Origin of the sequence: Neobacillus niacini NBRC 15566, assembly GCF_001591505.1 — a bacterium.
Classification (GTDB): Bacteria; Bacillota; Bacilli; order Bacillales; family Cytobacillaceae; genus Neobacillus; species Neobacillus niacini.
The window spans coordinates 1-25,405 of the sequence record NZ_BCVA01000045.1 but is presented as its reverse complement, the minus strand read 5'-3'; the positions used below and the strand labels follow the sequence as shown (position 1 = coordinate 25,405).

The window sequence follows — 25,405 nt, the reverse complement described above, 5'->3', positions numbered from 1 at the left end:
TTCTATTAATTGAGACAAAAAAGAAAGATCAATTCAATTTTAGGAGGATGAAAGAATATGAAATTAGTAATCTATGCCGAAATGCAAAACCCAGAATAATACAAGAAACCACCTCAGCCAATCCAATGCTCTTTTTTTTAGAAATACGCTTAGTCAATTTTCAACAGGTGTGACAGTCTTAACCACACAAAGTAAGGGAAAGCTAATTTTCCTTCTCTTATAGATAAAAAACATAAAACAATTTACATGGAGGTGTGAGAATGGATAGGGATCAATCAATTCCAGTCATAGATAATCAGGCAAGAGTGACTGTATATGATCAAACTATTAAAAAGACAAAATCAAAAACTATCAATCTATTTTTTACCATGATCGATAAGATGAATGAGGCTTTGGCATGGATTGCAGGTGCAGCAGTTGTCTTATTAATGCTATTAATTGTTTTTAATGCCATCAAACGGATGTTTTCAGATCCTTTTGCTGGAACCGTGGAGATAGCCACTTGGCTTGGAGCGATTTCAGGTATTTTTGCACTTGGGTATGCACAATTGCATAAAAGTCATGTATTTATTGATCTGCTGATTAACAAATTCCCCGTAATGGTCAGTAAGATCATTCACACCCTTGTGAATATCGTGAGTGCCCTATTTTTTCTCGTAGCTGGATGGCTTATATTCCAGCATGGGTTGAATATGATGGGGAGCGGAGTGGTATCTGAAACCTTGCGAATTCCATTTTATCCTATTGTCCAACTATGTTCATTAGGATTCATTGGGATAGTTCTTGCCATCATTAAAGAAACGTTCTTCATTTGGAAGGAGTGACAGAATGGATCCAATATTATTATCCATCATCGGAATTATCATTATGTTTGTGCTGATGTTTCTTCGCATGCCGATTAGTTTTGCGATGTTTATTGTCGGGTATGTTGGGTTAATCTTGGCAGCTTCTCCTAAGGCAGCCAACAATGTACTAAGTGCTGATTTATGGAGTCAGTTTACGAGTTATTCCTTAAGCGTTATTCCTTTGTTCATCTTAATGGGTGAAGTGGTATACCGAACAGGAATTGCAGAAAAGCTCTTTTATTCGGCCTATACATGGGTAGGTCATCACAGAGGCGGGATGGCAAGTACTACGATGTTAGCGAGTGCTGTCTTTGGTTCTATTAGTGGTTCTAACTCTGCAACAGCCGCTACGATTGGAACGATGGCGTTACCAGAATTGAACAAATATAACTATAATAAAGCCCTAAGTACTGGTAGTATCGCTACAGGAGGAACGTTAGGCGTTATTATCCCACCTAGTACGGTGTTAATCGTATTAGCGTTACAGATGGAGCAATCGGTACGAGATTTATTTTTAACGAGTATTGTTCCGGGAATTCTATTAACCGTTTTATTGATTTTGACGATTGTGTTTATTTGTTGGAAAGATCCGAATCTTGGCCCTGCTGGGGAAAAGACGAATATGGAAGAACGGATTCGTTCATTAAAAGGAGTCATTCCAATTGGCATTTTATTTGTATTTGTTATTGGCGGTCTGTTCTTAGGTTGGTTTACACCAACAGAATCAGCTGCCTTTGGTGCCTTTGGTTCCATTGTTCTTGCTCTTATTATGCGTAAATTAACGTGGAAGAACTTTAAGGAATCAATCGCAAGTACGTTACGTTCATCGATTATGGTATGGATGCTCATTGTTGGGGCGATGGTGTTTGGACGGTTCTTAGCGATTACGAGAATGCCTTTTGATGTGGCGGAATGGGTGAGTGAATTGGCCGTGCCTCCTGTCGTTATACTCCTTGCCATTCTTTTCATCTTTATCATTGGTGGAGCGCTTATGGATGCAATGGGCTTCTTAACCATTGCCTTACCGATATTCTATCCTACAGTGCTAGCTTTAGGATACGATCCGATTTGGTTTGCCATCGTCCTTTGTGTCGTAACGAGTCTCGGCGCGATCACTCCACCAGTAGGAGTAAATGTATTTGTCGTCCAAGGGTTAACACCTACTACACCGATTACGACTATTTTTAGAGGTACATCCTATTTTCTTATCCCATATTTTGTGTTTATTGCGTTGCTCATTCTTTTTCCAAGCATTGTAACGTTTGTTTTGTAGAAGGAAGTGTCTGATCTGCTAGATTGATTTAGGACTAAGAAAGCTAGTTTTTTAGATATCTATAATATAAAGCGTTTTCAAAGTGAAAACTGGTAAACTATTTACTTGAAGTGACAAAGAAAATAAATGAAAAAGGAGATGAAAGTATGAGATCCAAAAAAAAGTTTGGAATGAAATTAGCTTTAATGTTACTAAGTGTGGCAATGGTTGCCTTTTTAGGGGCATGTAGTTCGAGTAGCTCATCTGGGAGCGGGGATGAAAAAAAGATTACTCTATCTTATGCTTTTTTTGCACCAGATAATACATTTCCAGCTGTTCAAATGAAGAAATGGGCTGAGGAATTAGAGAAGAGAACAGATGGTAAAGTAGAAGTCGATATGTTTTTTGGTGGAACACTTCTTGAAGCAGATAATATGTTTGATGGAGTAGCCAATGGTACAGCTGATATCGGTTTAACGGCAACCACATATGAACCAGGACGTTTTCCATTATTAGAAATTTCAGATTTACCAAATGGTTACCCGAGCGCTGAAGTAGCTAGCCAAGTGGTAGCGGATTTATTGAGTGAGTACCCAGCAGATGCACTGAAGGACTTTAAAATTGTGACTACTTTCGCAACAGAGCCTGCTTATATCCAAAGTACAAAGAGTATTTCCAATTTAAAAGAGCTTTCTGGGACTCAATTACGTATTGCAGGTGCGTTAACGCCAGTAATGAAAGCTTTAGGAGCAGCACCAGTCGGGATGGCTCAATCAGAAGTACCAGAAGCACTGCAAACTGGAGTAGTGAAAGGGAATGTTTCTTCGCGTGAAGTTTTAAAGGATTTAAAACTTGCTGAATATGTTAAATATGTTTCGGATTATCCTTTAACGATCAATACTTTTGTGGCTGTTATGAACAAGGATAAATGGGAAAGCCTTCCTGATGATGTAAAGAAAGTGATAGATGAATTAAATAGAGAAATGACTATTTTCACAGGGAAATATTTAGATGAACACACGCAAGAAGCTATTAAATGGAGTCAAGAAACCAAAGGGTTAGAAATTGTTCCATTATCAGAAGAGGAAACAAAACTGTGGAGTGAAACCATTGCGCCAATTAATGAAAATGCAGTGAAGAATGCAGAAGAAAAAGGGTTGCCAGGAAAGGAATACCATGAACGACTTAAAGAATTAGTTGAACAATACAAGAAGTAACAAAGAATTCGCTTTTATTAATATTATTATGAATGGAGGAATACCGATGAGAATTGCGGTTCTTGGTGGAGGAAATGGATCCTACGCAGCAGCAGTTGATTTGACGGAACAAGGACATGAGGTTGCTCTATGGAGACGTAACGCTGAAGCCTTTCAAAAAGTGCTAGAAACAAAAACAATCAAAGTAAAAGACTATAAGGGAAATAGATTGGTTACGTTAGCGAATGCTACGACTAATCTGAAAGAGGCGATTCAAGGGGTACAGCTCATTATCATTCCTCTACCCGCTGTCACGCAAAGCTCACTTGCCAAACAGTTGGCACCGATTTTAGAAGATGGCCAAGTTATTTTCTTACCACCTGGAACATTCGGCAGCTACCTAATGTCCAAGGTTCTTGTAGAGGAAGGCTGTAGAGCAAATGTGATGTTTGCTGAAACAGGAACTCTGCCTTATTTAGCAAGAAAACACGATGAAGAAACCGTTTCAATTTCAGGACGTGGGACAAGGCTTCCAACAGGGGTCTTCCCTAGTAACCAAGCAGAATATGCCTTTCGGATTTTAAAAGAAGCCTTTCCTGCAATTGAAGAGAATCAAGATGCTCTTGATGGAGCTTTAATGAATGCTGGACCGATTATTCACCCGCCACTTATCTTAATGAATGCAGGACCCATTGAACATTTTGATAAATGGGATATTCATGATGAAGGCACACAGCCTGCAATTCGAAATGTTCATCGAGCACTTGATGCAGAACGGATCAGCATTCGTGAAGCATTAGGATATACGGCCCCTCACTTTCCGCTCGAGGATCACTATATTCATGACGGAGACGAGTGGATGTATGGAAACGGTGCACACGAGAAGCTCGTAGATGGAAATGATTGGCATGAACCTCTTAATCTCACTCATCACCGCTATATGAGAGAAGATGTGGCATGCGGACTTGCTTTCCTTGTTTCCTTAGGTGAATGGCTAAAGGTTCCTGTACCAGTTGCGTCCGGTCTATTGGCTATTGCATCCAGTGTGATAGGGGAAGATTTGCGCAAGACAGGCAGAACGATGGAGAACTTAGGACTTTCTATTAAAACAAAAGAACAAGTGAAAGAGATTTTGGAAAAAGGCGTGATCCAATATGAAATTAACTAATGGGTCCATTGCGGTAGCGGGAGCAGGAAGGATGGGGAGAGGAATCTCCCTTTCTTTCGCTTATCAAGGTTATCCTGTCACACTTATTGATATTAAGGAACGAACAAGAGAAGAATTTCTCCAGTTAAAAGAACAAGTTTTTAACGAATTAAGGAATCAATTAGAGATCCTAGTCGTGACAAATGTAATAGCAAGAGAGTCCGTTGAGACCATTTTAAGTCAAGTTGAAGTCTGTTCGATGAAAGACCACAATCTTTCCTGGCAAGACTCAGATGTACTATTTGAAGCAGTACCAGAAATTTTAGAGGTGAAAAAATCCGTATTTGCTTCAATCTGTGAGATTCTGTCAGAGAATACAATCATTGCCTCTACCACTTCATCTTTTTCAGCCAATGATTTAGTTGAATATATTCAAGGGAAAGAAAGATTTATGAATACCCATTGGTTGAATCCTGCTTATTTAATGCCGTTAGTAGAAGTAAGTCCATCGAAATCAACTAGTTCTGAATACTTGCAAAAAATGATCAGCTTACTTGAAGGCATAGGGAAAGTTCCTGTAATTTGTGCCCCTTCACCAGGCTTTATCGTACCAAGAATACAAGCGCTAGCCATGAATGAAGCATCTCGTCTTGTGGAAGAGGGAGTCGCTACCGTTGAAGATATTGATAAGGCATCTACGGTAGGGCTCGGTCTCCGTTTTGCTATTCTAGGACTCTTAGAATTTATCGATTGGGGCGGTGCCGAGACGCTCTACCATGCCAGTCACTATTTAAAAGATTCGATGGGTGAAGAACGATTTGCTCCTCCAGAGATTATTGAAAATAAAATGAATACAGGCGAAATAGGGATGAAAACAGGGAAAGGCTTTTATTCATTTGAAGGGAAAAATATCGATGAATATCAAGTACAAACCCTTCGAAAATTTGTGGATTTGCTGAAGCATCTAGGGTATCTGACAGGTGTTTAAAAACAATACAACTAAAGACATAGGTTCCAGTGTAAAAGCCTATGTTGACCCTGATACGTTGGACGAAAATAGTAGCTTTGTAGCCGTATGAAACATGATCTTGTGCTTCGTTCGAAAAATATATGGTAGTGGATGTTAGTCGATAACCACTACTTCTTTTTGTTTTTCTCTAGTAAAAGGTAACGGAAGATTGTATACATAAAAATCGATTGGTAAAAAGGAGGGATCAAATGAACATTGTGATTGTAGGTGCTGGAGCAATGGGAAGTCGTGTGGGTTCTGCACTTTATAAACATGATTATCATGTACAGCTAATCGATGATTGGGAGGAGCATGTTGAGGTCATCCAACAAAATGGACTAATGGTAATAAATGAAAAGGGGAAGGAACAAGTCTACATACCAGCACATCTTCCGAAAGATTGTGCGGGGGAAGTAGATTTATTAATTATCCTTACGAAATCAACAAAGACAGATTCCATGATGAAAAGTTGTTCGCATCTGTTAGGTAAACAAACCCAAGTCCTCACTCTACAAAATGGTCTAGGGAATATAGAGATATTAACAAAATATGTGTCCAAAGAACAATTATTTGTTGGTGTTACGACGTACTCAGCGAAACTGAGCGGACCTGGAATGGTGGAAGCATTTGGTTCAGGAAAAACGGAAATCATGAATGTGACTGGCCAACACATAGAAGATACTGAACGAATGATACAGATATTCAATCATTCAGGCATTCACGCAACCATTTCTGAAAATGTTATCAAAAGTATCTGGAATAAGGTGGCTTTTAATTCTGTGATGAATCCCCTTTGCACGTTAACGAAACGTTCGGCTGGAGTGATAGGGAATTATAGTCATTTTTATGAAATCATAGATCCTATATTAGATGAAATCATAAAGGTTGCGGAAGTAGAAGGGATCGAACTGAACAAAAAATATATTACCGAAACGATTATTGCTGCACTCAATCCTTCTATGTCTGGAAGTCATCTTTCATCGATGTATCAAGATATACAACGTGGTGAACCGACTGAAATAGAATTTTTGAATGGTGCTTTGTTAAAAAAAGGAGAGCATAATCAAATATCTATGCCTTATAATCAAGTTCTTTATCATTTAATAAAAATGTTGGAAAAAGGGAATGAGCAACCGTCTTTAATTTGAAACAAAAATTATTTAGTAACGAACTTTTAATAGAATTAGTTGCCTTACAATAAATAACACTATACTAATAGTATTGAACAGATCGATAAATTCAGACTGGTTATGTTGTAGTTTGAATGTTCGAAATATTCTAGAATGTGTATTATCGGCAGGATACAAAAAAGTTTATTTTTCGCGTGATTGATTAGATTGTTGTCATTATAGGAGTATGAATAAGAAAAAAGGGGATGGGTTTATGGATCAAAGAGAATTTCGAAATACATTGGGAACATTTGCGACAGGAGTTACGATCATCACAGGAAAAGGCGAAAATGGAGAAAATATTGGGCTAACAGCAAATGCCTTTTCATCATTGTCGCTGGACCCGCCTTTAGTTTTAGTTTGCATAGATAAGAATAGCTATAGTGTACCGGCGTTCCAACCCGGCCGTCCGTTTGTCGTAAATATTTTATCTGAGGAGCAGGAAAGTGATTGTTGGACATTTGCGAAAAAAGGCACCGATAAATTTGCCAATGCACAATACGAACTTTCTGAAGATGGAGTTCCGATGTTAAAAGAAAATCTATCAACACTTGTTTGTGATGTTCATGAAGTACTAGAAGGCGGCGACCATTGGATCGTAACGGGTTTAGTGAAAGCAATCTCTAGAAAAGAAGAGAAACAACCGCTTCTTTTCTATAAAGGGAAAATTTGTAGCATTTCTATTCCTGCGGTGAACAATCAATAAATTAATAAATGCTCCATTTAAAAGAAATACTAGTTTAATAAGGTGAAAAGTCTGCTATTTTTCCTTCTTAAAAGGAAGCTAGTGGAGTCAAAGGTTACATGAACAAACTGAAGGAAATAACTATTCACAAAGTGTGGGGATGATTATGACAGTAAAACATTATGATGGATACCGCTCATTTCAATATCTAACACCGGGCAAACACTATAAACCGTATCCTCTCCCCCAATCGGAAAGATACCGAAATACCTATGAGATTAAGCTTTCAGATTCGGAGGAACGTATTTTCAATACGATTCAAAAATATTATCCGATTGTTTCTCTAAGGGACCACGGATTTATCGTTCCCAAAAATCCGGATGATATCATTCCTTATTGCCGTCAGCTTCATACAGAATTTGATTATGAGGGCTTAGCCCGCTCCGGCATTGATGTTGTATTTGAGAATTTTATGGATGGAATCTCCATTATCACATCGCAAAATGGACTAAAGTGGAACGATGTCATCTTAACCTTGGGGATACGTTATTGTGACATAGCCAAACAAGATACCGTCTTTCTTGCTAAAACATTTAAGGACTTACAGGAAGCGAAGGTATCAAAACGGGTGTCCATTCTACCATCATTGGAAGCTGCAAGTATTTTAGAAAATGAAGTCGATCGGGTAGATGTTCTATATGGCCTTGGGATTCGCTGCATGGGGATCACCTATAATGACGCCAATACATTAGGGTCCGGTTTAACTGAAAAATTCGACGGCGGATTAACGAAGTTTGGCAGAAAAGTAGTAGAAAGAATGAATACTCTTGGAATGGTTATCGATATCTCACATTGCGGTGATCAAACAAGCCTAGATGTTATTGAAGCAAGTGAATCACCTGTCATGATTACCCATGCTGGAGCGAGGAAAGTATGGGATTCACCAAGAATGAAACCGGATGAAGTTCTTCTCGCATGTGCTGAAAAAGGTGGAGTTATCGGGGTTTGTGCTGCACCAAACACCACTCTTTCTTCTAAGAATCCCAATGAACATACCATTGAATCGGTTATGGAGCATTTAGAGTATCTAATAGATTTAGTCGGGATTGAACATGTTGGTTTAGGACCGGATACATTTTTTGGAGACCATGTAGCCCTGCAAGACGCTTTCGATTCGATGTTATCGCTTCATGAGTCACATGGGAATCAAGACTATGACAGTTCTCCTTTTGTCAAAGGATTAGAGAACCCAACTGAAGCCATGAGTAATATCATTAAGTGGTTGATCAAGAAAAATTATAAGGTACAAGATATTGAGAAAATTGTGGGTGGAAATGCTCTAAGAGTTTTACAATCTATATTGTAAAATATTCTTGTTAAAAGTGATAGAAAGTATAGAGGCTATGGAAGTAGCAATCTTAAAATTTTCTTATATTTTAGCTTCTTAGTCAACTAGTTACACTAGATTAACAATGGAAATTATTATGGAGATAACAGGGAGGAATATAAAAATGGCTGGAATTAAACACGATGCACCACAAGTACCATCACCACTTAGAGTAATGTTCTATTTTGAATCAACAGGGTGGTTTAACACAACGGGTGAGGAGAAGACAAATGAGATTCTACCTGTATTAAACGAAATCATTGCTTCATGGAGAGAGAATGGGTCAGAGTTACTTGGCACCATTGACCGAGATATTTTAACAGCTGGACCTGCTGGAAGTGCTGGTTGGCATGCAAGTTTCCTTTATAATGTTCCAGATTTACAAACCGTTGCAGATATGACCAATTCATTCCGTGCAACTGGATTGGATAAGTATTTCCGTTTAGAAGCTGTAATTGGCAGACCGTTTTTCTTACTTGAAAAATAAGAAGACTAATTGGCGAAGCCCCACACGGATACATGGGGCTTCTCAGTACTGTCTATTATTATAGTGATAAATAGAATTAGATTATGAAAGCGTTTTATCAGTTGAACTGATATTGTGCTAAAATTCGGACCATAATACAGGAAATTGTAATTGTATTGTAAATTTTTTGAATAGGGGAGAAATTCAATGCAAATGAATGAACAAAGAGTCGCAATCGTTACCGGAGCAAATAAAGGCCTGGGTTTAGCTGTCGCCGAAAATTTCGTAAAAGAAGGAAAAAAGGTCGTTTTTGTGATCAGAAATAAGGCGAATCTTGAACAAACAAGACAGCGGTTTCAACAGGAAGAATTACAGAAGCAAGTCATGTTCATCCAATTGGATGTATCTTACATTAACGGAATTAAAAGTGCTGTCAACGAGGTTTTAAACGAGTGGGGTAGAATCGATATTCTAGTAAATAATGCAGGAATCCGTTTTGAAACTTCAATAGAAGAGATCGATGAGGAAGAATGGGATCAAGTCTTATCTGTCAATTTAAAAAGCACATTCTTTTTTTCACAAGCTGTTATTCCTGCAATGAAAGAGAGAGGATGGGGACGAATAATCAATATGTCTTCCATTGGAGGGCAGGCAGGCCCACTAACTTCGGGTGCCCATTATTCTGCTTCTAAGGCGGGGCAAATTGCGTTAAGTAAAGTCTTTGCTAGATCGTTAGCGCCTTATGGAATTACTGTTAATACGGTTGCTCCAGCTGCCATTCGTACACCAGAGATGGATAAAATGGATCCAGCTAAATTAGCCCAAATGGTAGAGACCATTCCACTTAAACGTGTGGGAGAACCGCGAGAAGTTTCAGATTTAGTTTCCTTATTAGCCTCTGATAGTGGTGGATTTACAACCGGAGCAACTTTTGACATTAATGGCGGAAGGCTTATGAGATAAGGGTGTTCTATAGAATTAAACCAATTAATCATTAGGTGAAACGATAGATAATAATGGGGAGGAATGAATCATGACTGTTAAAATGCAAAATCAAAACCAGATTGACATTGTGTTATCCGAAATCCGCGCCCGACGAGATGAATTTGAAGCGAAGAGACATGTGCCTCGGGACATGATCGAGCAATTTAAACAATTGGGCGTCTATCGTGCTCACGCACCGCGTTGCTTTGGCGGTGATGGCTCCTCTCCTAGGGAGTTCCTCAAGCTGATCGAAACCATCTCCGAGGCTGACGGATCTGCAGGATGGGTGGCGAGCTTCGGTTCTGCTGCAATCTACCTAGCGGCCCTTCCACGTGAAACGCTCGCATGCGTTTACGCAAATGGACCGGACGTGGCCTTCGCAGGCGGATTATTTCCGGTCCAGCCTGCAGAGAAGGTCGAGGGAGGCTGGAGCGTGAACGGTCTCTGGAAGTTTGCGAGCGGCTGCAAGGGTGCTGACATTCTCGGTGTTGGTATTGGCATGGGAGAAGGCGGTAAGCCGCTTACTGCGGTGCTGAGGCCTGAGAATGTGGAAATCGTCGAGAACTGGGAAGTGATTGGGATGCGCGGAACGGGCAGCCATGACCTTCGGGTGAAAGACGCCTTCATCTCTGACGAATGGACCTTTGCCCGTGGCGGAGTGCCTTCTATTGATGAGCCGATCTACCAATATCCATCTATCGCTTATGCAGCACAGGTGCTGGCGGTTGTCAATCTTGGCATAGCCCGTGCTGCGCTTGATGAAATTTCTCAGATGGCAGGCCGTTCTAGCATCACCGGTGCACCAAAGATGGCCGATCGTGCTTACTTGCGAGTTGGCGTTGCAAAGGCAGAAGCATCTCTAAGGTCGGCACGCGCTTTCTTCTACGAGGCCACTGATGATGCTTGGGAATCAATCCTAAAGGGTGACGGTGTCTCCGTTGAGCAAACCAGCATGTTGCGTTTAGCAGCGGCACAAGCTGCTCGTGAAGGTGCAAGTGCCGTGCAGACAGCCTACATGCTCGCTGGCACCTCAGCAATCTACGACGGGCATCCACTGCAACGCTATCTACGCGATGCAATGGTCGTAACCCAGCACGCATTCCTTAACGAAAGTATGTATGACGGCGCTGGATCAGTATTCCTGGGCGTACAGCCGTTTCGCGGCTACATTTAATTCTGGGGATCATTACCTGGGTTCCTACATTTCTAAATAAGACTCTGTTAACTTCATTCAGCATTCATCCCCACTTTTATTGGTGGGGGATGAGTGCAAAGAAAATACTCTAACATACGTGGAGATTCTAACCTTTCTGAATATAGAAAAGAAAGGAAGTAATCGAAATGTCCCTAACCATTGGGTGTAATAAATAATAGAATATTCCTGAAATTAAAACCACTAAATTTTACTCTTCTAACACTATTAATATAGTGTTTATTTTCATTTTATTCTACACATTAATAGGAGAAAGAGGAAGATTGATTTGACAACTTCTAATAAAGACAAGTTAACAAACATCTTTTCCTTTTTCAATCATGGGGGAGATCATTATTTAAAAGAATGATTACTTTTCATTACTTTCTATCCATAACTTCTATTTTATCTTTAAAAAATAGAAGTTTTTTTGTTACGTCTCTTTTTTTAAAATGAACTTGCTATAAGGAGTGATGTCATTGGTTGTTAACGTAAACATTCGAATTCGCTTTGCCTTCTATATGATTGGCATTCTGCTGCTTTCCTTCGGGATCAGCTGCTCAGTAAATTCCCAGCTTGGAGCTGCTCCAATGCCTTCATTACAGGTCGGTCTTCAGCAAACAATTGGTCTAACTGTAGGCAGCTGGGAGTTTATTATTGGTGCCATATTGGTCACGATTATGGCCATTGTGCGCCGAAACAGACCCGATATCCTGGCCTTTTTAACATCCTTTTTGACCGGCTTAAGTATTGATATGTGGCTTTATGTCACGGAACTAGTTTATATTCCCGAACAATTACCCGGTAAAATTTTGTTCCTTTGTTTTGGGTTACTATTCATTGGCTTAGGCGTATCGCTTTATTTACAAGCAAAATTTTCGCCTGCACCGCCGGACGGAATGATACTTCTTCTTGAGGAAATTTGGAAGATGAGCCGTTCTACCTCAAGGACATTATTTTCACTGGCAGTCGTCACGCTCGGCTTCCTTTTCAGCGGGCCCGTCGGCATTGGAACGTTCATTATGGTTGTTTCTCTGGGACCTATTGTTGCCTTTTTTTATCCTAAAGTAGAAAAACTATTTATCAAGTTAAAATATGACAAAAAATTGATTCAAACGTTTCATAAAGAAGGATGAATAAGATGGTTATCGCGAAAAAACACAGGATGGGATCCTGTGTTTTCATATCGCTCTATTTTTTAATTTTAAGTACTTTAGTACTCACAGCGTATTTTTCCACATCCTGCTCTGTAAACAAGACAGGTTTATATTCCCAATTTGCAAACAGCTCGATTTGATCTTCATAATGTGTATGCATTGTACCGTCCTTTTTGATAAAACCAATCTGACCTGGAGGATTTACATTGACTCCATTAGGGCCATTTTTGGTTAGTTCGATATAATGGTTCTCACTGCCGCGGTTTGCTTCGAGTAATTTTGTTTCGGATCCGTATTGCGGAAGGCCGATTAATGAAGTATTAGTAAATACCATCATCCGGGCCGGTTTCAACCAGGTACTTACATCTGTTCCATGCTCTTCCTCGAGCTTTTCAAGCGCTTGATCTAATGCTGTAAGCAAAAATCGGTCAGTGTCTTCATTCAGCCATTGATAATTTGTTTTGAGCGGACCGTTACTTCCTCCCAAAGCTCTTAACGTAAGACTTGACCCATAACGATGATCGATGATCCCTTTTAACGAAGGATAAGCATCCCCAAGCTGAGCTTTGTAAAGATTATCCACGACAATCGGCCACCATGCTTCAAAAATCGTTAATCCTGAGCTGTCATACATACCATCTTTATTGTTATCTTCGTTTAGATTGTTCCAATCCTGAAGGGCTTCATACATTTCCTGATATCTTGGATCATTTGTTTTTTCCAAAGCTTCCATCAGCATCGGTTTAAACCATTTTGTTCTTAAGTTAACATAGCTTGCATGATAGTTTATATCATCAATATCGTCTACTGTTAACTTGTCCTTAGCGTTGACTAAATCGATAAACTGCTGTACGCGGTGATCTTCACCCCACATAAAGCTTAACTCTCCATTCGTCCAATTTGAAGCAGGTCTGTTATTCCAGTTAACGATATAGCCGGTTTTCGGATTAATGGCATAGGGGTGATCTTTTGGATTGATGAATCCTTTCCACTCATATTCGCCTGTACCTGGAGTTGGAAGTCTTACATCTACTCGTTCATCACGAATTGGATATTTTCCTGTATAAAAATGACCGATATTTCCTTCCTTGTCTGCATAGTACCAGTTGATGCTCATCGTCATTTCTTGTGCTTGTTTATGAAACTCTTTAATAGTATCAGCCCAGTTCGACTCTAAATAGGCGGACCAGCTTTGTGCTTCTGTTCCACGGAATGACCATGACTTACTATAGGCAGTGTTATTTTCTTTATCAAATAACGTTATAGGACCATGAACCGTGCTGTAAAATTCTTTAGTCACTTCTTTACGTTCACCATTGTTGTCCTTATACGTAAAGGTTTCGACTTTCTTTTCCATATCCAGCCATTTACCCTTATATAAGTATTGATATGAATTTTCTGGGTTTAATGTTTCTACGAATATATCAACTAAGTTCCCAACTCCATAGGTGGAGGTAAAAGCATAGTTTTCTTTCGTACCAAACATGATAATCGGTAGTCCGATCAGCCCGGAACCTTCAATATCAATTCCTGGAGCATGTAAGCCTACTTCATACACTGAACCTGGGGCCGAGAAATTATACTGTGGTCCACCCATCAGCAAAGCATTGCCAGTAGCTGACTTTTCAGGACCAATCACAACCGCGTTGCTGCCAATTTTCAACGGAAGTCCTAACTCCTCTGAGGCTCCAACGAAATCATTGTGCTTCTCTGTTACTGTTTCAGATGCTCTTTCAATCCCCGGAAACTGCTGATTGGCAGTCTTTTTTGTATCCTTTTTAACAGGATTGACAGCTCCATCATCCGGCAGTGTACTAGGTGAGGCAGGGTCATTTTCCCAAAAAATATCGTCAAACATTTTTTTCGCTGCTTCAGGGCCATATTGTTTTTCCAATTGAGCTAAAATCTTAGCATTTTGGATTTCCTGTTCTGAATCCATAAATACCCCCATAGAGGACATGAACAACCTTAATACATCCACTTCTGTCCAAGCCTTAGGTGTTACCTTGTAATCATGGAATTCTTTTGACAGCTTCTCATCTGGATCTTTCAATGCTTCTTCTACATACAAAGAGATACCTGCTGCGAAGTTACGGATGACCTTTTTTGAGAATCCATCCATTTTTGTAATCATCTTTTGGACCTCTTGATCTGTGTAGCCATCTCTTCTCATTTGTTGATCTCTTGGTAAAAACTTTTCCCCAAATACTTCTGCTACTGTTCCGTTATTCCCCCGACGAAACGTTTCCAGCTGAAACAACCGATCCTCAGCCATTACATACCCATAGGTAAAATACAAGTCCTCGTTATTATTGGCATAAATATGCGGGACACCATAATTGTCGCGGACAATTTTGACTGTTCCTTTTTTCTGTGAATCCGCCATTACCGGAGTAATGGAGGTTAACAACAGAACAAAGGTTAAAAATAACGTTAATCCTTTTTTGTGCATTTTCATCTTTTCTCCTTTCAAAATGGATTAAAAAATGGGCTAAGATCATCTCTTAGCCTTCTCGAACCGTTAATTCTAAATTTTCTGAAGTTTTGGTTCACCTTATGGATTATACGTTAGGTCATTTTAGTAAACAATGTATGGACTGGTCTATTATTTTTCATTTTTCTATACGATTCGTACAACTAGTCAAATTATTTTATGAAAAACATATGAATGAAAAAGCAAGGATTCATTCCAACCTATGAATTGGCTCGATTGGATATGGGCTCCTATCCTGCTTGTTTTAATGAGATTAATACAAGGTGTTGGTGTCGGAGGTGGGCGGTTTCTATCCTATTATCAATGGATTGGGGTTGTAATGAGATCAGGATGTATCTAAGTTATGGTGAAAAATGAAAGGGACTGTCCAATTTAAATTAGGACAGTCTCTTTATTTATCGTAAATCTTGATATTCTATACCAGCTACCTCTTGGTTGAAAAGGAGGGTAGACAGTTTGCCAAATGCTGTATATATGTCTAAGGCCATTTGAACCTCACGACGCGTTGTTGAATTCATCATATCAATGTTAAATCGTTCCTTTAAATTTGCAAGTCGGTAACGCATCCCTCCAATTGATAAATTCAGGAAGCGGGCTGTTTTATGCAAATTGCATTCATTATTTAAATAGAAATAAAGAGTTTTTAATAGTTCTGCAGATTTCTGAATATCATATTGATAGATGGCACCTAAAATATGATCGGCATAGGCCTCCAATTCCTGTGGATTTCTTGCATCTAATAAAATGGAGATAGGTCCAATGGCTGAGAATTGGAACACGTGTTGGTTCTCATTGTTGATTTGGCCAATTTCTAACGCTTTTTTCGCTTGTTTGTAACCTTCGTGAACACCATTTATATTCAAACATATGTTGCTGATTCCAATGATTAGTTGTGATGAAGGAAATTCCTTTTTCACTTCTTTTAATATAGATGTCCCTAATTCCTTTTCGCTCCAATTGTTAGTCTTCAATAAATCTTCGGAAATAAGGGTTTGAACCTGTCCAAAAGAGTTCGAGATTAGTATATTTTCTCCTGCATTAGCTGAATATTTTCTAAGGACATTCATAATCACTTCCTTTTCATCATGTACTAATTCATCCTTTTGAAAATCAAAGGACGGATTTTGTAAACGAAAAATAAACACATAATGAGGTTTGTTGAGGTTATAGCCTAGAAAAGAAATTTTTTTCGTAATGTTAGAATCTAACTTTGGCTGCAGCAGAACCTCGTCTAATAATTCTCCTTTCATTTTTAGTTCCGTATCAATGGCTGTTTTTTCATTTAGAATATGAAGTGCACAAATATTGGCTGCCCGCTCGATAAAAGATGACTCGAGTTCGTCCATTTCTTTCGAGTTTTTTATAATCGAAATATAACCATATACATGGTTTCGCACGATGATTGGAGTGATTAAAGGATAATGGAAAAATCCTTGTTTATCTAAAGTATTGAGTTGAATGGTAGTTCGATGATGGATCATTTCGATTATTTTCTTTTGATCTGATGGGTCAAGGTTTTCCTTTTTTTCAATAATCCTTTTTAAGGAATATTCAAATACATCCCCATATTGTGAAAGGGGTTCAAAATCTTTGTTGGAGATAACGATTCCACATTTTAAACTTCGTCCAAGTGTCTGGGCAATTGAGTCTAGTCCTTTTTCCTGTAGGACAATTTGTGTCAATTGATTACTTAATAAATTCCCACGTTTTAAAATTTCACTTTGTTTTTCAATTCGTTTATGTGCTTGATCTAGTTCGTCCCCAATGTCTTCTCGTGCATAATCAACTAACTCAGGTGAAATTTCATCTCCCCATAGATCAAGTGTTTTTCCAATAAAATGACAATGTGGATCACCTTTACCGATACATTCGACTTCTTTAAAAACCACTTTTTTGCCCAGGGAGGTACTACAGTAACCGCTTGCATATCCTTCAAGAAAGTAGCAAACAGGTTCTGAGTGTGTTGGGAAGTGCTGCAAATATTGTTGGGCCTCATAAGAATTATTCCAATATCCTTCCGCCTCAAATTCCTGGTTTTCAACGTCAATATGAACGTTAACCGGAACGGATGTTGTTCGTCCAGAAAGGCCATGCATGGTAACCCCGCCCATAATCCATTCTCTAATATTCTCCCAATTAAACATTTCCTTCAGCATTAAAGCTTCATGCCTTCCGCATTGATAGCCATACCGTAATAGAAAGCGTTTGGCTCTTTCAATTCCTAGAGCTAAAATTAAATCTTTAATTAAAGCTCCCCAGGCATCCGCGCTTGATATAAACATTCGGTGAGCTTGTAGAAAGTTGTCATTTTCAGGGTTCATTCCAAATAAATCACCTAAGGTGATGGTGTTTGCTTTAATCGCCATATTGCCTCCTATAGAAAAAGAAAATCAAAAGCATTTATTATTTATTACTAATCTATCATAATTCACACTATTTTTGAAAGAATCAGAATAGTTATCTCTAACTGTATGTTTCGGTTATAAAATGAAAATTTTCCGACCTAAAGATAAATTGTTTGAATGATGCTATTTTAATAATATATAAACATAAAGTCAAAATTTTCTAAAAACAAATAAAGTACAAATGGGAGGAATCGACATGTTATCAAAACAAGATAATCATTTATTAACAAGAGTAGGGCCTGGTACTCCGATGGGTGAGTTGTTTCGCCGCTATTGGATACCGGCATTAAAGTCAGATGAATTACTAAGCGACGGCAAGCCGCAGCGCGTGAAATTGCTCGGGGAGGAATTAATTGCGTTTCGTGATACGGAAGGGAAAGTCGGTTTAATGGAGGAAGCCTGCCCGCACCGTGGAACATCTCTATATTACGGCATCAATGATGGATGCGGCTTACGCTGTATGTATCATGGCTGGAAATTTGATACGAATGGTGATTGTACGGAAATTCCGTCAGAGGAAGGCGATCCGAAGTTTAGACATAAAATCAAGATCAAAAATTATCCGGTGAAGGAGGTAAAAGGTATCGTTTGGACGTACATGGGACCGGAAGAGAGCCAGCCTGAATTTCCTGAATTCTACTGGATGGGGCTTCCTGATGAATATATGATGTCGGAACGGGTTTGGCAGGAATGCAACTATGCACAGGTAATGGAAAATGATCTTGATTATGTACATGCGGCGTTTCTTCACAAAGCACATGGGAAACAGGAGACAGGAGAAGGAATTTTAAGTACAGATTTAGGAATTGATCCGAACCATCCGCTTGTGAAGAATCCACCGGTCAAACAAGATGTAGAGGATACCAATTACGGAAAACGCTGTGTAGCCGTAGGAATTGGCAACGAAACAGAAAATGCCTTTATGGAAATTCATTATATCTTCCCGTTTTATACTTATCCACCAAGGTTTGAGGGTGAGGATGGAATGTGGCATGCGTTCATTCCAAGAGATGACTACAGCACTTGGTCCTGGGATGTACAATTTTCACATAACCGTACAATTGATGCTCAGGCGAATCATGAACGCCGCGGCTTAAAGTTAGATGAGCACTTCAAAAAACAAATCAGCCTTGAGAATGATTATGCACAGGACCGTGAGCTACAAAAGACAGGAAATTTCACCGGAATCCGAGGAATCGCTAATCAGGATCACGCAGCAACCGAAACAATGGGGCCGATTGTCGACCGCTCTAAAGAGCATCTAGGAACAAGTGATTTACCGATTATTCATATGCGCCGCTTATTGCTTCAACAGGTGAAAGCGTTCCAAGAAGGAGCAGAGAACTTTAAGTTAGACAATGAATCACTGAGGAACCTATACAGTGCGGGACTCTACGACAAGAACGAAAAGTCCTGGCAGGAGGCTTTTCCTTTGGAGGAACAATATAAAAAGGATGGGCAGAAAGTAAAGTCTTAAAATATTTGAATAAATAGGAATATCAAAGTGAGAGTAGGGATTTGATGACTTTAGAAGAGTATCTACGCACCATTTTATGTGATGAGGAACTAGAATTAGCAACATTAGAGCCGTCCTTTACTTTTAATTTAGAAGTTTATGAGGAGACAAGCCATGAATCAACTCCTTTTCGAAACAATTGAAACTGCAGGGGCCGCGATTAGAAATAAACGGATTTCACCGGTTGAGTTGACGCAAATGACATTAAACCAAATTCACGAGTATGAGCCAAGAGTTAATGCGTTTATTACTGTCATGGAAGAAGAAGCCCTGGTTCAGGCGAGGCAATTGGAAGAGGAATTACTGAATAATATTGTGCGGGGGCCGTTGCACGGAATTCCCATTGCTGTCAAAGACATTTTACAAACGAAGGGTGTAAAAACGACTGGCGGCTCGAAAATTTTTGAAGACTGGATTCCTTCTGAGGATGCGGCGGCTGTTCAAAAGCTAAGAGAGGCTGGAGCTGTTATCATCGGCAAGGCCAATCTTCATGAGTTTGCCATGGGGGCAACGACGGAAAATCCACATTATGGAAGCACCAAGAACCCTTGGAATGTCACTAGAATTCCAGGCGGCTCAAGCGGCGGCTCAGCAGTGGCAACCGCAACAGGAATGGCCTTTGGTGCGGTAGGCACAGATACAGCTGGATCCATCCGACTACCGGCAGCAATGTGTGGCACAGTCGGGTTCAAGCCAACCTATGGAGTCGTTAGCAGACGCGGGTGTCTACCGTTCAGCTGGTCATTGGATCATGTAGGGCCGATGGCAAGAACGGTTCAGGATGCGGCCATCATGCTTGAGGTCATAAGAGGGCATGATGTGAAAGATCCGGCAACTGTTAAAAGGAATGTTCCTGTTCGATTTGACTCCTTAGGCGACTTAAAGGGTGTAAGGCTAGGATTCTATGAGCCATACATGTTTTCCAGGATTGATGCTGATGTGAAATGGGTGATTGAACAAGCCTTCCGTCAGCTAGAATCACTTGGCGCTGAAATCATTCCGATTGATTTACCAGGAATAGATGAAGCGCTAAATGCCTTAAAGGCAATCGCTCAATCAGAGGTAGTCTCCGTGCACGAACCATTATTGAAAAAATACGGTCATCTATACGGAGATGATTTGAAATACCGCTTTGAATTTGGCAGTGATATTTCCGCAACAATCTACCTTCGTGCCCAGCGCAGGAGAGAGCAATTTGTCAGAGAAACAATCAAACAAATGAATGGGATTGATGCCTTAGTCGGCCCAACAAATGTCCAACCACCGTTTGAAATCGGTACGATGGTTCCAGAAATGGCGATTAGCAATATGTTTACTCTTGGGAAAACACCATTAGCAAATATCCTAGGCTTCCCAGCTCTATCCGTAGCCTGCGGCTTTACAACAGAGAACCTGCCAGTCGGATTGCAGCTAATCGGAAAACCATTCACAGATCATCGAGTGCTTCAAATTGGCGACTGCTACGAAAACTCAATGCCATGGGTCAAAGCACTAATGATGATGCCAGGGGAAGGTTCTGCTGCTTCCTCAAACAAATAAAGAATAAAAGGAGAACTATATGATACGGAAAATGGAGCACGTATCCATAATGGTTCGTGATATGGATCAATCGATCCGGTTTTATTCGGAGATTTTTGGATTTAACGTCCGTCTCCGGGGAAGTAAATCCGACCGCGAAATGGCTTTTTTGTATCTTGAATCACAGCCGGATATGGAGATTGAGCTTATTCAAGAGAAAAAAGCAACGCTTAAGTACAGTGAAACGGGTATTGTGAACCATCTTGCTTTTACAGTCGAAAACATTGATGAAACGATGCAGTTCTTAAAAGAAAAAGAGATCATCGTTACTTCGGATATGGTGAAGCCAACGCTTGATGGCGGGCGCATGATCTTCTTTCACGGGCCAAGCCGGGAGCTGCTGCAGTTAGTAGAAAAAGTAAAATGAGCGCATGTCAGCATTTTCAATAGTGCTAAGGTGGCATTAAGGTGTCATCTCTCAAAAAACTACCTGTATTAGGAGGATAAAAAATGACAAGAGTTATGCGTTTAGGCCGCGTGGAATTAAATGTATTAAACTTAGATAAATCAGTAGAATACTATACAAAGGTTATAGGGTTAGAAGAAACGGGACGTATGGGAAATAGTGTTTACTTAAAAGCATGGGATGAATTTGATCATCATAGTTTAATTTTAACAAAATCGAACAAGGCGGGTTTAGTCCATTTAGCCTTTAAAGTAGAGACAATTGATGATCTTGCCTATTATGAAAGAAAAATAGAGGAATTTGGCTGTACGACTACTCGTATTTCCAGCAATACTAGATTAGGTGAAGGGGAAGCCGTCCATTTTATTTTGCCAACTGGTCATCATTGTGAACTTTATCATGAAATCGGTTTCTTAGGCACAGCCGTAGGAACGAGAAATCCTCATCCATGGCCATTAGGTATGAAAGGGATCGCTCCACATCGCCTTGATCACCTATTACTTACTGGTGACGATTTAAAAACAGTTACAAGATTCTTTGTTGAAGTGCTTAATTTTGGACAAAGTGAAAGAGTTGTTACAGAAGGGGAAGAAGAATTAGTCGGCAGTTTCTTATTTACGACAAATACGTCTCATGATATTGCTTTTGTAAAAGGGCCAGATGCAAAACTTCACCATGCAGCATTCGGTGTAGAATCTCTGCATGATGTATTTAAAGCAGCTGATTTATTATCGATGTATGAAGTACCATTCGATGTGACTCCTACTCGACACGGAATTTCAAGAGGACAAACCATTTATTTCTTTGACCCATCAGGAAACCGTAATGAAGCATTTGCAGGTGGATATATGGCATTTCGGGATATGCCAACGATTACATGGGATGCATCAAAAATTGGAACGGGTATTTTTTATCACCGCAGAGAATTATCTGAATCCTTTATGAAGGCATTGACTTGATTTAATTTTCAGAGTAAATGAAATTGACCTACTGGGAAAAAAGCCCCTACAAAGTAAGTTGGAAAACAAATGGGTGGGGCAAGGGATTCCTCCTCCCATCTGCCTCGGCGAATGCCGAGAGTCTATCTGAAATTAAGGAGAAACGATATGTATAAAGTAACTTTAAAGGTAAGAAATCAACAATTTGAGTATAATTGTGCTCCAGATCAAACTCCTTTAAGAGCAGCTCGAAACGAGTTTATACCATTTCCGACAGGATGCCAGCGCGGCGGCTGCGGGATGTGCAAGATGAAAGTTTTAGAAGGGAAATATGAGCAAGAATTAGAGCGCTCACATGAAGCACTTTCTAATGAGGAACTAGCCAACGGCTTTGCCCTAGCTTGTTGTATGACAGTTAAAAGTGATCTTGATATTATTTCGGCAGCTGATTACGAAAACCAACTAATAAAGGATAGTCTGGAAAAGGCGAAATAAAATGCTATATCAAAAATACGCTTTAACCCAGTCGCTAGCATTGAAAATTCTTGAGGCAGTTACAAATAAAGCAAAAGAGTTTGGAATTAAAATTAATGCTGCCATTGTAGATGAAGGAGCCAATTTAAAAGCCTTCATTCGTATGGATGAAGCCGCATTACTAAGCTCAGACATTGCCCAGAATAAAGCTTATACGGCAGCTGCATTTGGAAAACCGACACATGAATGGTATCCAATGATAAAAGATGAACCCGCCTTGTTAACAGGGATTGTTCATACAAATAAGCTTGTTGTTTATGGTGGAGGTATTCCGTTACTATACAATGGAATTATTGTTGGAGGCATTGGTGTTTCCGGTGGTAGTGCCATAGAAGATGTACAATGTGCCGAAGCAGGTGCTAAAGTATTTGAACAGTATGCTCAGCTTAATCTATATAGCTAGTAGCCCTATTTTGAGCTTTCTCAATTTAAAGACTTTTTGTCCTAAGTGCAGATAATAGGAAACATATTAGAATAGTAGATACACTTTTTAAAAAAGTATATTGGATGTAATCTTTTGGGGATAAAAAGTATGTAGGCGTTAACAAGAAATTAGCAATGTTCAAGGAGGAGTTATACAATGCAAGTCCAAACTAAAACAGTAGTTGAACCTATTGTTAAAGCGTTTGATTGTTTACATTATATTGACGGTAAATTTGTTGAATCTGTAGATGGAAACACATTTAATAACGTGAACCCTGTAACGGAAGATGTTTATGGTACAGTTGCAGAAGGAAGCGCGGCAGATATTGATTTAGCTGTTAAAGCTGCTAAACGTGCTTTCGAAGAAGGACCATGGGGAAAAATGAGTGTACAAGAACGTTCGAAAGTTCTCCGCAAAGTTGGTGATATTCTTGAAGCAAGACAAGAAGAAATCGCACAATTAGAATCCTTGGATACCGGTAAGCATCTTAAATTTTCACGTCACGTTGATGCACCTCGTGCAGCGGCAAACTTCCATTTCTTTGCTGACTACATGATTTCTATAGGAACAGAAGCATACCAGGATGAAGTTCATAATGCGCTTAACTACGGATATCGCCGCCCAATCGGAGTAGTCGGATTAATCCAGCCATGGAACCTCCCATTATTCTTATTAACTTGGAAATTAGCTCCAGCTTTAGCTGCAGGCTGCACAGTAGTTATTAAGCCATCTGAATTAACTCCAATGACAGCAACAAAATTAATGGAAATTCTTAAAGAAGCTGGTGTTCCGGATGGAGTTGTAAACTTGGTTCACGGCTTTGGACCTGGTGCTGGAAGTGCTATCAACAAACATCCTGACATTTCAGGTATTGGCTTTATCGGTCAAGTATCAACAGGTACTAAGATCATGGAAGAAGCTGCCCCTACTTTGAAAAAGCTTTCTTTCGAATTAGGCGGTAAAAACCCTAACATTATCTTTGCGGATGTGGATATTGATGAAGTAGTTGCCACCACTATTCGATCAAGTTTTACAAATCAAGGGGAAGTTTGTGTATGCGGTTCAAGAATTTACGTTGAGCGTCCAATTTATGAAGAATTCTTAGAAAAATTTGCAGCAAAAACAAGAGAATTAAAAGTTGGCGACCCATTTGATATGGCCTACGATCAAGGCGCATTAGTTGCTAAAATACACTATGATAAAGTAATGAGCTACCTAAAAATTGCTAAAGAAGAAGGCGGAACTTTTGTTACAGGAGGAAAACGTCCTGAAGGATTGGATAAAGGATATTTCATAGAACCTACTATTATTACTGGTTTAGATGACAGCTCTCGTTGTGTTCGTGAAGAAATCTTTGGGCCAGTTGTTACAGTTATTCCATTCGACACAGAAGAAGAAGTAATTGCGGCAGCAAACGATACTCGCGTGGGCTTAAGTAACACAATCTGGACTAACGATATCCGACGTGCACATCGTGTAGCTCAAAAAATTGTATCAGGTTTATCTTACATCAACTGCTGGTTCGTACGTGATTTAAGAACTCCATTTGGGGGTACGAAAGATAGCGGACTAGGTCGTGTTGGCGGTGCTCATAGCTGGGAATTCTACACAGAATTAACGAATATTTGTGTTAAACTATAATTCTCTTTTCTAAAAACTACTATGTTGCATGGTTTAGATAGGTAAGGCCGTGCAACAGGTTTTTAAATGTTTTCTGTTAATACGAACAATGACCAAAATACATATTTAATAGAATGGATGTATTTAATTGATAAGTAAAATTGAAAAGTTTGCAGCTCAATTAATTGAAGCTGAACAAACCCGCGTTGGAATGGATCCGTTAACTACGTCAGATCCAGAAATTTCGATCGATGAGGCATATTATATTCAACTCCAAAATATTAAAAAGAAGCTAGTCGAAGGACAAAAAATAGTCGGTAAAAAAATCGGCTTAACTTCTGTAGCAGTACAAAAAATGTTAGGTGTGGATGAACCAGATTACGGACATCTTTTAGACAGCATGGTAGTAGAAAATGGCGGAACTATTTACATTAAAACAATGCTTCAACCAAAAATTGAAGGCGAAATTGCTTTTATTTTGAAAAAAGATCTAAAAGGCCCTAACGTGACTGTCCTTGATGTTTTACAAGCAACAGATTATGTTGTCCCCTCATTAGAAATTGTTGACAGCCGGGTTCAAGATTGGAAAATCAAATTACAAGACACAGTTGCAGATAATGCTTCTTCAGGATTAGTCGTATTAGGCGGCAAGCCGACAAAAATTGAAGATATTGATCTTGAATTAATTGGCATGGTATTAATGCAAAATGGTGAGGTTGCCAATACCGGGGTGGGGGCTGCTGCTCTTGGAAATCCGGCTTCTTGTGTTGCATGGTTGGCAAACCGTTTGGCTGATTATGATATCACCCTAAAAGCGGGGGAAGTAATTCTCTCTGGTGCACTTTCCAGCATGGTGGTTTCAAGATCTGGGGACAACTTTACTGCAAGATTTGCTCATCTTGGACAAGTAAGCGTTAACTTTAAATAATTTTGCTTGAATAGATCGTGGAACTATATCTGAGGAGGAAAAGAAATGGCTAGTAAAATCTTTAAGCAAATTG

Annotated in this window: 23 protein-coding genes; 21 read left to right on the top strand and 2 right to left on the bottom strand. The window is 39.5% G+C overall.

Features of this window, described 5'->3' with window-relative positions; genetic code table 11:
- Positions 1-260 precede the first annotated feature (260 nt).
- From BANA01_RS23540 to BANA01_RS23485, 12 genes are all read left to right on the top strand, one after another.
- On the top strand, positions 261-824 hold the full coding sequence (locus BANA01_RS23540) for a TRAP transporter small permease (RefSeq protein ID WP_063254930.1): 564 nt from the start codon (positions 261-263) through the stop codon (positions 822-824).
- Positions 825-828: 4 nt separating this feature from the next.
- On the top strand, positions 829-2,118 hold the full coding sequence (locus BANA01_RS23535) for a TRAP transporter large permease (RefSeq protein ID WP_063254929.1): 1,290 nt from the start codon (positions 829-831) through the stop codon (positions 2,116-2,118).
- Positions 2,119-2,264: 146 nt separating this feature from the next.
- Entirely contained in the window at positions 2,265-3,314 is a 1,050-nt protein-coding gene (locus BANA01_RS23530; RefSeq protein WP_063254928.1) for a TRAP transporter substrate-binding protein, read from the top strand.
- Positions 3,295-4,461 (top strand): NAD/NADP-dependent octopine/nopaline dehydrogenase family protein, encoded by a 1,167-nt coding sequence (locus BANA01_RS23525; protein ID WP_235847212.1) that lies wholly within the window; start codon positions 3,295-3,297, stop codon positions 4,459-4,461. Before BANA01_RS23530 ends, BANA01_RS23525 begins: the two co-directional genes overlap by 20 nt.
- Positions 4,448-5,428: a 3-hydroxybutyryl-CoA dehydrogenase gene (locus tag BANA01_RS23520; protein WP_063254926.1), complete on the top strand. Its 981-nt coding sequence runs from the start codon at positions 4,448-4,450 to the stop codon at positions 5,426-5,428. The genes BANA01_RS23525 and BANA01_RS23520 overlap by 14 nt, the downstream gene beginning before the upstream one ends.
- A gap of 230 nt (positions 5,429-5,658) precedes the next feature.
- Positions 5,659-6,597 carry a ketopantoate reductase family protein gene (locus tag BANA01_RS23515; protein WP_063254925.1) on the top strand — a complete coding sequence of 313 codons (939 nt, stop codon included), beginning with the start codon at positions 5,659-5,661 and terminating at the stop codon, positions 6,595-6,597.
- 235 nt (positions 6,598-6,832) lie between these two features.
- The gene (locus tag BANA01_RS23510; protein WP_063254924.1) at positions 6,833-7,324 is read left to right on the top strand and encodes a flavin reductase family protein; all 492 of its coding nucleotides are present in this window, start codon (positions 6,833-6,835) and stop codon (positions 7,322-7,324) included.
- A 145-nt stretch (positions 7,325-7,469) separates the two neighbouring features.
- The gene (locus BANA01_RS23505; protein WP_063254923.1) at positions 7,470-8,669 is read left to right on the top strand and encodes a dipeptidase; all 1,200 of its coding nucleotides are present in this window, start codon (positions 7,470-7,472) and stop codon (positions 8,667-8,669) included.
- Between the two features lie 145 nt (positions 8,670-8,814).
- Positions 8,815-9,177, top strand: a complete 363-nt coding sequence (locus tag BANA01_RS23500) for a hypothetical protein (protein WP_063254922.1) — start codon at positions 8,815-8,817, stop codon at positions 9,175-9,177.
- A gap of 186 nt (positions 9,178-9,363) precedes the next feature.
- Positions 9,364-10,119, top strand: a complete 756-nt coding sequence (locus tag BANA01_RS23495; protein WP_063254921.1) for an SDR family NAD(P)-dependent oxidoreductase — start codon at positions 9,364-9,366, stop codon at positions 10,117-10,119.
- A gap of 70 nt (positions 10,120-10,189) precedes the next feature.
- Positions 10,190-11,314, top strand: coding sequence for an acyl-CoA dehydrogenase family protein (locus BANA01_RS23490; protein ID WP_063254920.1), 1,125 nt, complete (start codon positions 10,190-10,192; stop codon positions 11,312-11,314).
- Positions 11,315-11,811: 497 nt separating this feature from the next.
- Positions 11,812-12,468 carry a YczE/YyaS/YitT family protein gene (locus tag BANA01_RS23485; protein ID WP_063254919.1) on the top strand — a complete coding sequence of 219 codons (657 nt, stop codon included), beginning with the start codon at positions 11,812-11,814 and terminating at the stop codon, positions 12,466-12,468.
- A gap of 55 nt (positions 12,469-12,523) precedes the next feature.
- On the opposite strand, the gene BANA01_RS23480 is transcribed toward BANA01_RS23485, so the two are convergent.
- Positions 12,524-14,941 (bottom strand): penicillin acylase family protein, encoded by a 2,418-nt coding sequence (locus BANA01_RS23480; protein WP_063254918.1) that lies wholly within the window; start codon positions 14,939-14,941, stop codon positions 12,524-12,526.
- Between the two features lie 244 nt (positions 14,942-15,185).
- Between BANA01_RS23480 and BANA01_RS30050 the strand changes: the two genes are divergently transcribed.
- A complete protein-coding gene (locus BANA01_RS30050) occupies positions 15,186-15,323 on the top strand; it encodes a hypothetical protein (RefSeq protein ID WP_169803740.1) in 138 nt (45 codons plus the stop codon).
- 55 nt (positions 15,324-15,378) lie between these two features.
- Here BANA01_RS30050 and BANA01_RS23475 read toward each other — a convergent pair whose 3' ends face one another.
- Positions 15,379-17,349, bottom strand: a complete 1,971-nt coding sequence (locus BANA01_RS23475) for a XylR N-terminal domain-containing protein (protein ID WP_063254917.1) — start codon at positions 17,347-17,349, stop codon at positions 15,379-15,381.
- 235 nt (positions 17,350-17,584) lie between these two features.
- On the opposite strand from BANA01_RS23475, the gene BANA01_RS23470 reads away from it, so the two are divergent.
- The 8 genes from BANA01_RS23470 to BANA01_RS23435 all read left to right on the top strand — a co-directional run bounded on the left by BANA01_RS23470 (position 17,585) and on the right by BANA01_RS23435 (position 25,332).
- Positions 17,585-18,865 (top strand): Rieske 2Fe-2S domain-containing protein, encoded by a 1,281-nt coding sequence (locus tag BANA01_RS23470; protein WP_063254916.1) that lies wholly within the window; start codon positions 17,585-17,587, stop codon positions 18,863-18,865.
- Between the two features lie 153 nt (positions 18,866-19,018).
- Positions 19,019-20,443: an Asp-tRNA(Asn)/Glu-tRNA(Gln) amidotransferase GatCAB subunit A gene (locus tag BANA01_RS23465; RefSeq protein ID WP_063254915.1), complete on the top strand. Its 1,425-nt coding sequence runs from the start codon at positions 19,019-19,021 to the stop codon at positions 20,441-20,443.
- 19 nt (positions 20,444-20,462) lie between these two features.
- The gene (locus BANA01_RS23460) at positions 20,463-20,849 is read left to right on the top strand and encodes a VOC family protein (protein WP_063254914.1); all 387 of its coding nucleotides are present in this window, start codon (positions 20,463-20,465) and stop codon (positions 20,847-20,849) included.
- A gap of 83 nt (positions 20,850-20,932) precedes the next feature.
- A complete protein-coding gene (locus BANA01_RS23455; protein WP_063254913.1) occupies positions 20,933-21,847 on the top strand; it encodes a catechol 2,3-dioxygenase in 915 nt (304 codons plus the stop codon).
- A 147-nt stretch (positions 21,848-21,994) separates the two neighbouring features.
- On the top strand, positions 21,995-22,321 hold the full coding sequence (locus tag BANA01_RS23450) for a 2Fe-2S iron-sulfur cluster-binding protein (RefSeq protein ID WP_063254912.1): 327 nt from the start codon (positions 21,995-21,997) through the stop codon (positions 22,319-22,321).
- A gap of 1 nt (position 22,322) precedes the next feature.
- Positions 22,323-22,763, top strand: coding sequence for a GlcG/HbpS family heme-binding protein (locus BANA01_RS23445; RefSeq protein ID WP_063254911.1), 441 nt, complete (start codon positions 22,323-22,325; stop codon positions 22,761-22,763).
- Between the two features lie 177 nt (positions 22,764-22,940).
- The gene (locus BANA01_RS23440) at positions 22,941-24,425 is read left to right on the top strand and encodes an aldehyde dehydrogenase (protein ID WP_063254910.1); all 1,485 of its coding nucleotides are present in this window, start codon (positions 22,941-22,943) and stop codon (positions 24,423-24,425) included.
- Positions 24,426-24,552: 127 nt separating this feature from the next.
- Positions 24,553-25,332: a 2-keto-4-pentenoate hydratase gene (locus BANA01_RS23435; protein WP_063254909.1), complete on the top strand. Its 780-nt coding sequence runs from the start codon at positions 24,553-24,555 to the stop codon at positions 25,330-25,332.
- The last annotated feature ends 73 nt before the right edge of the window (positions 25,333-25,405 follow it).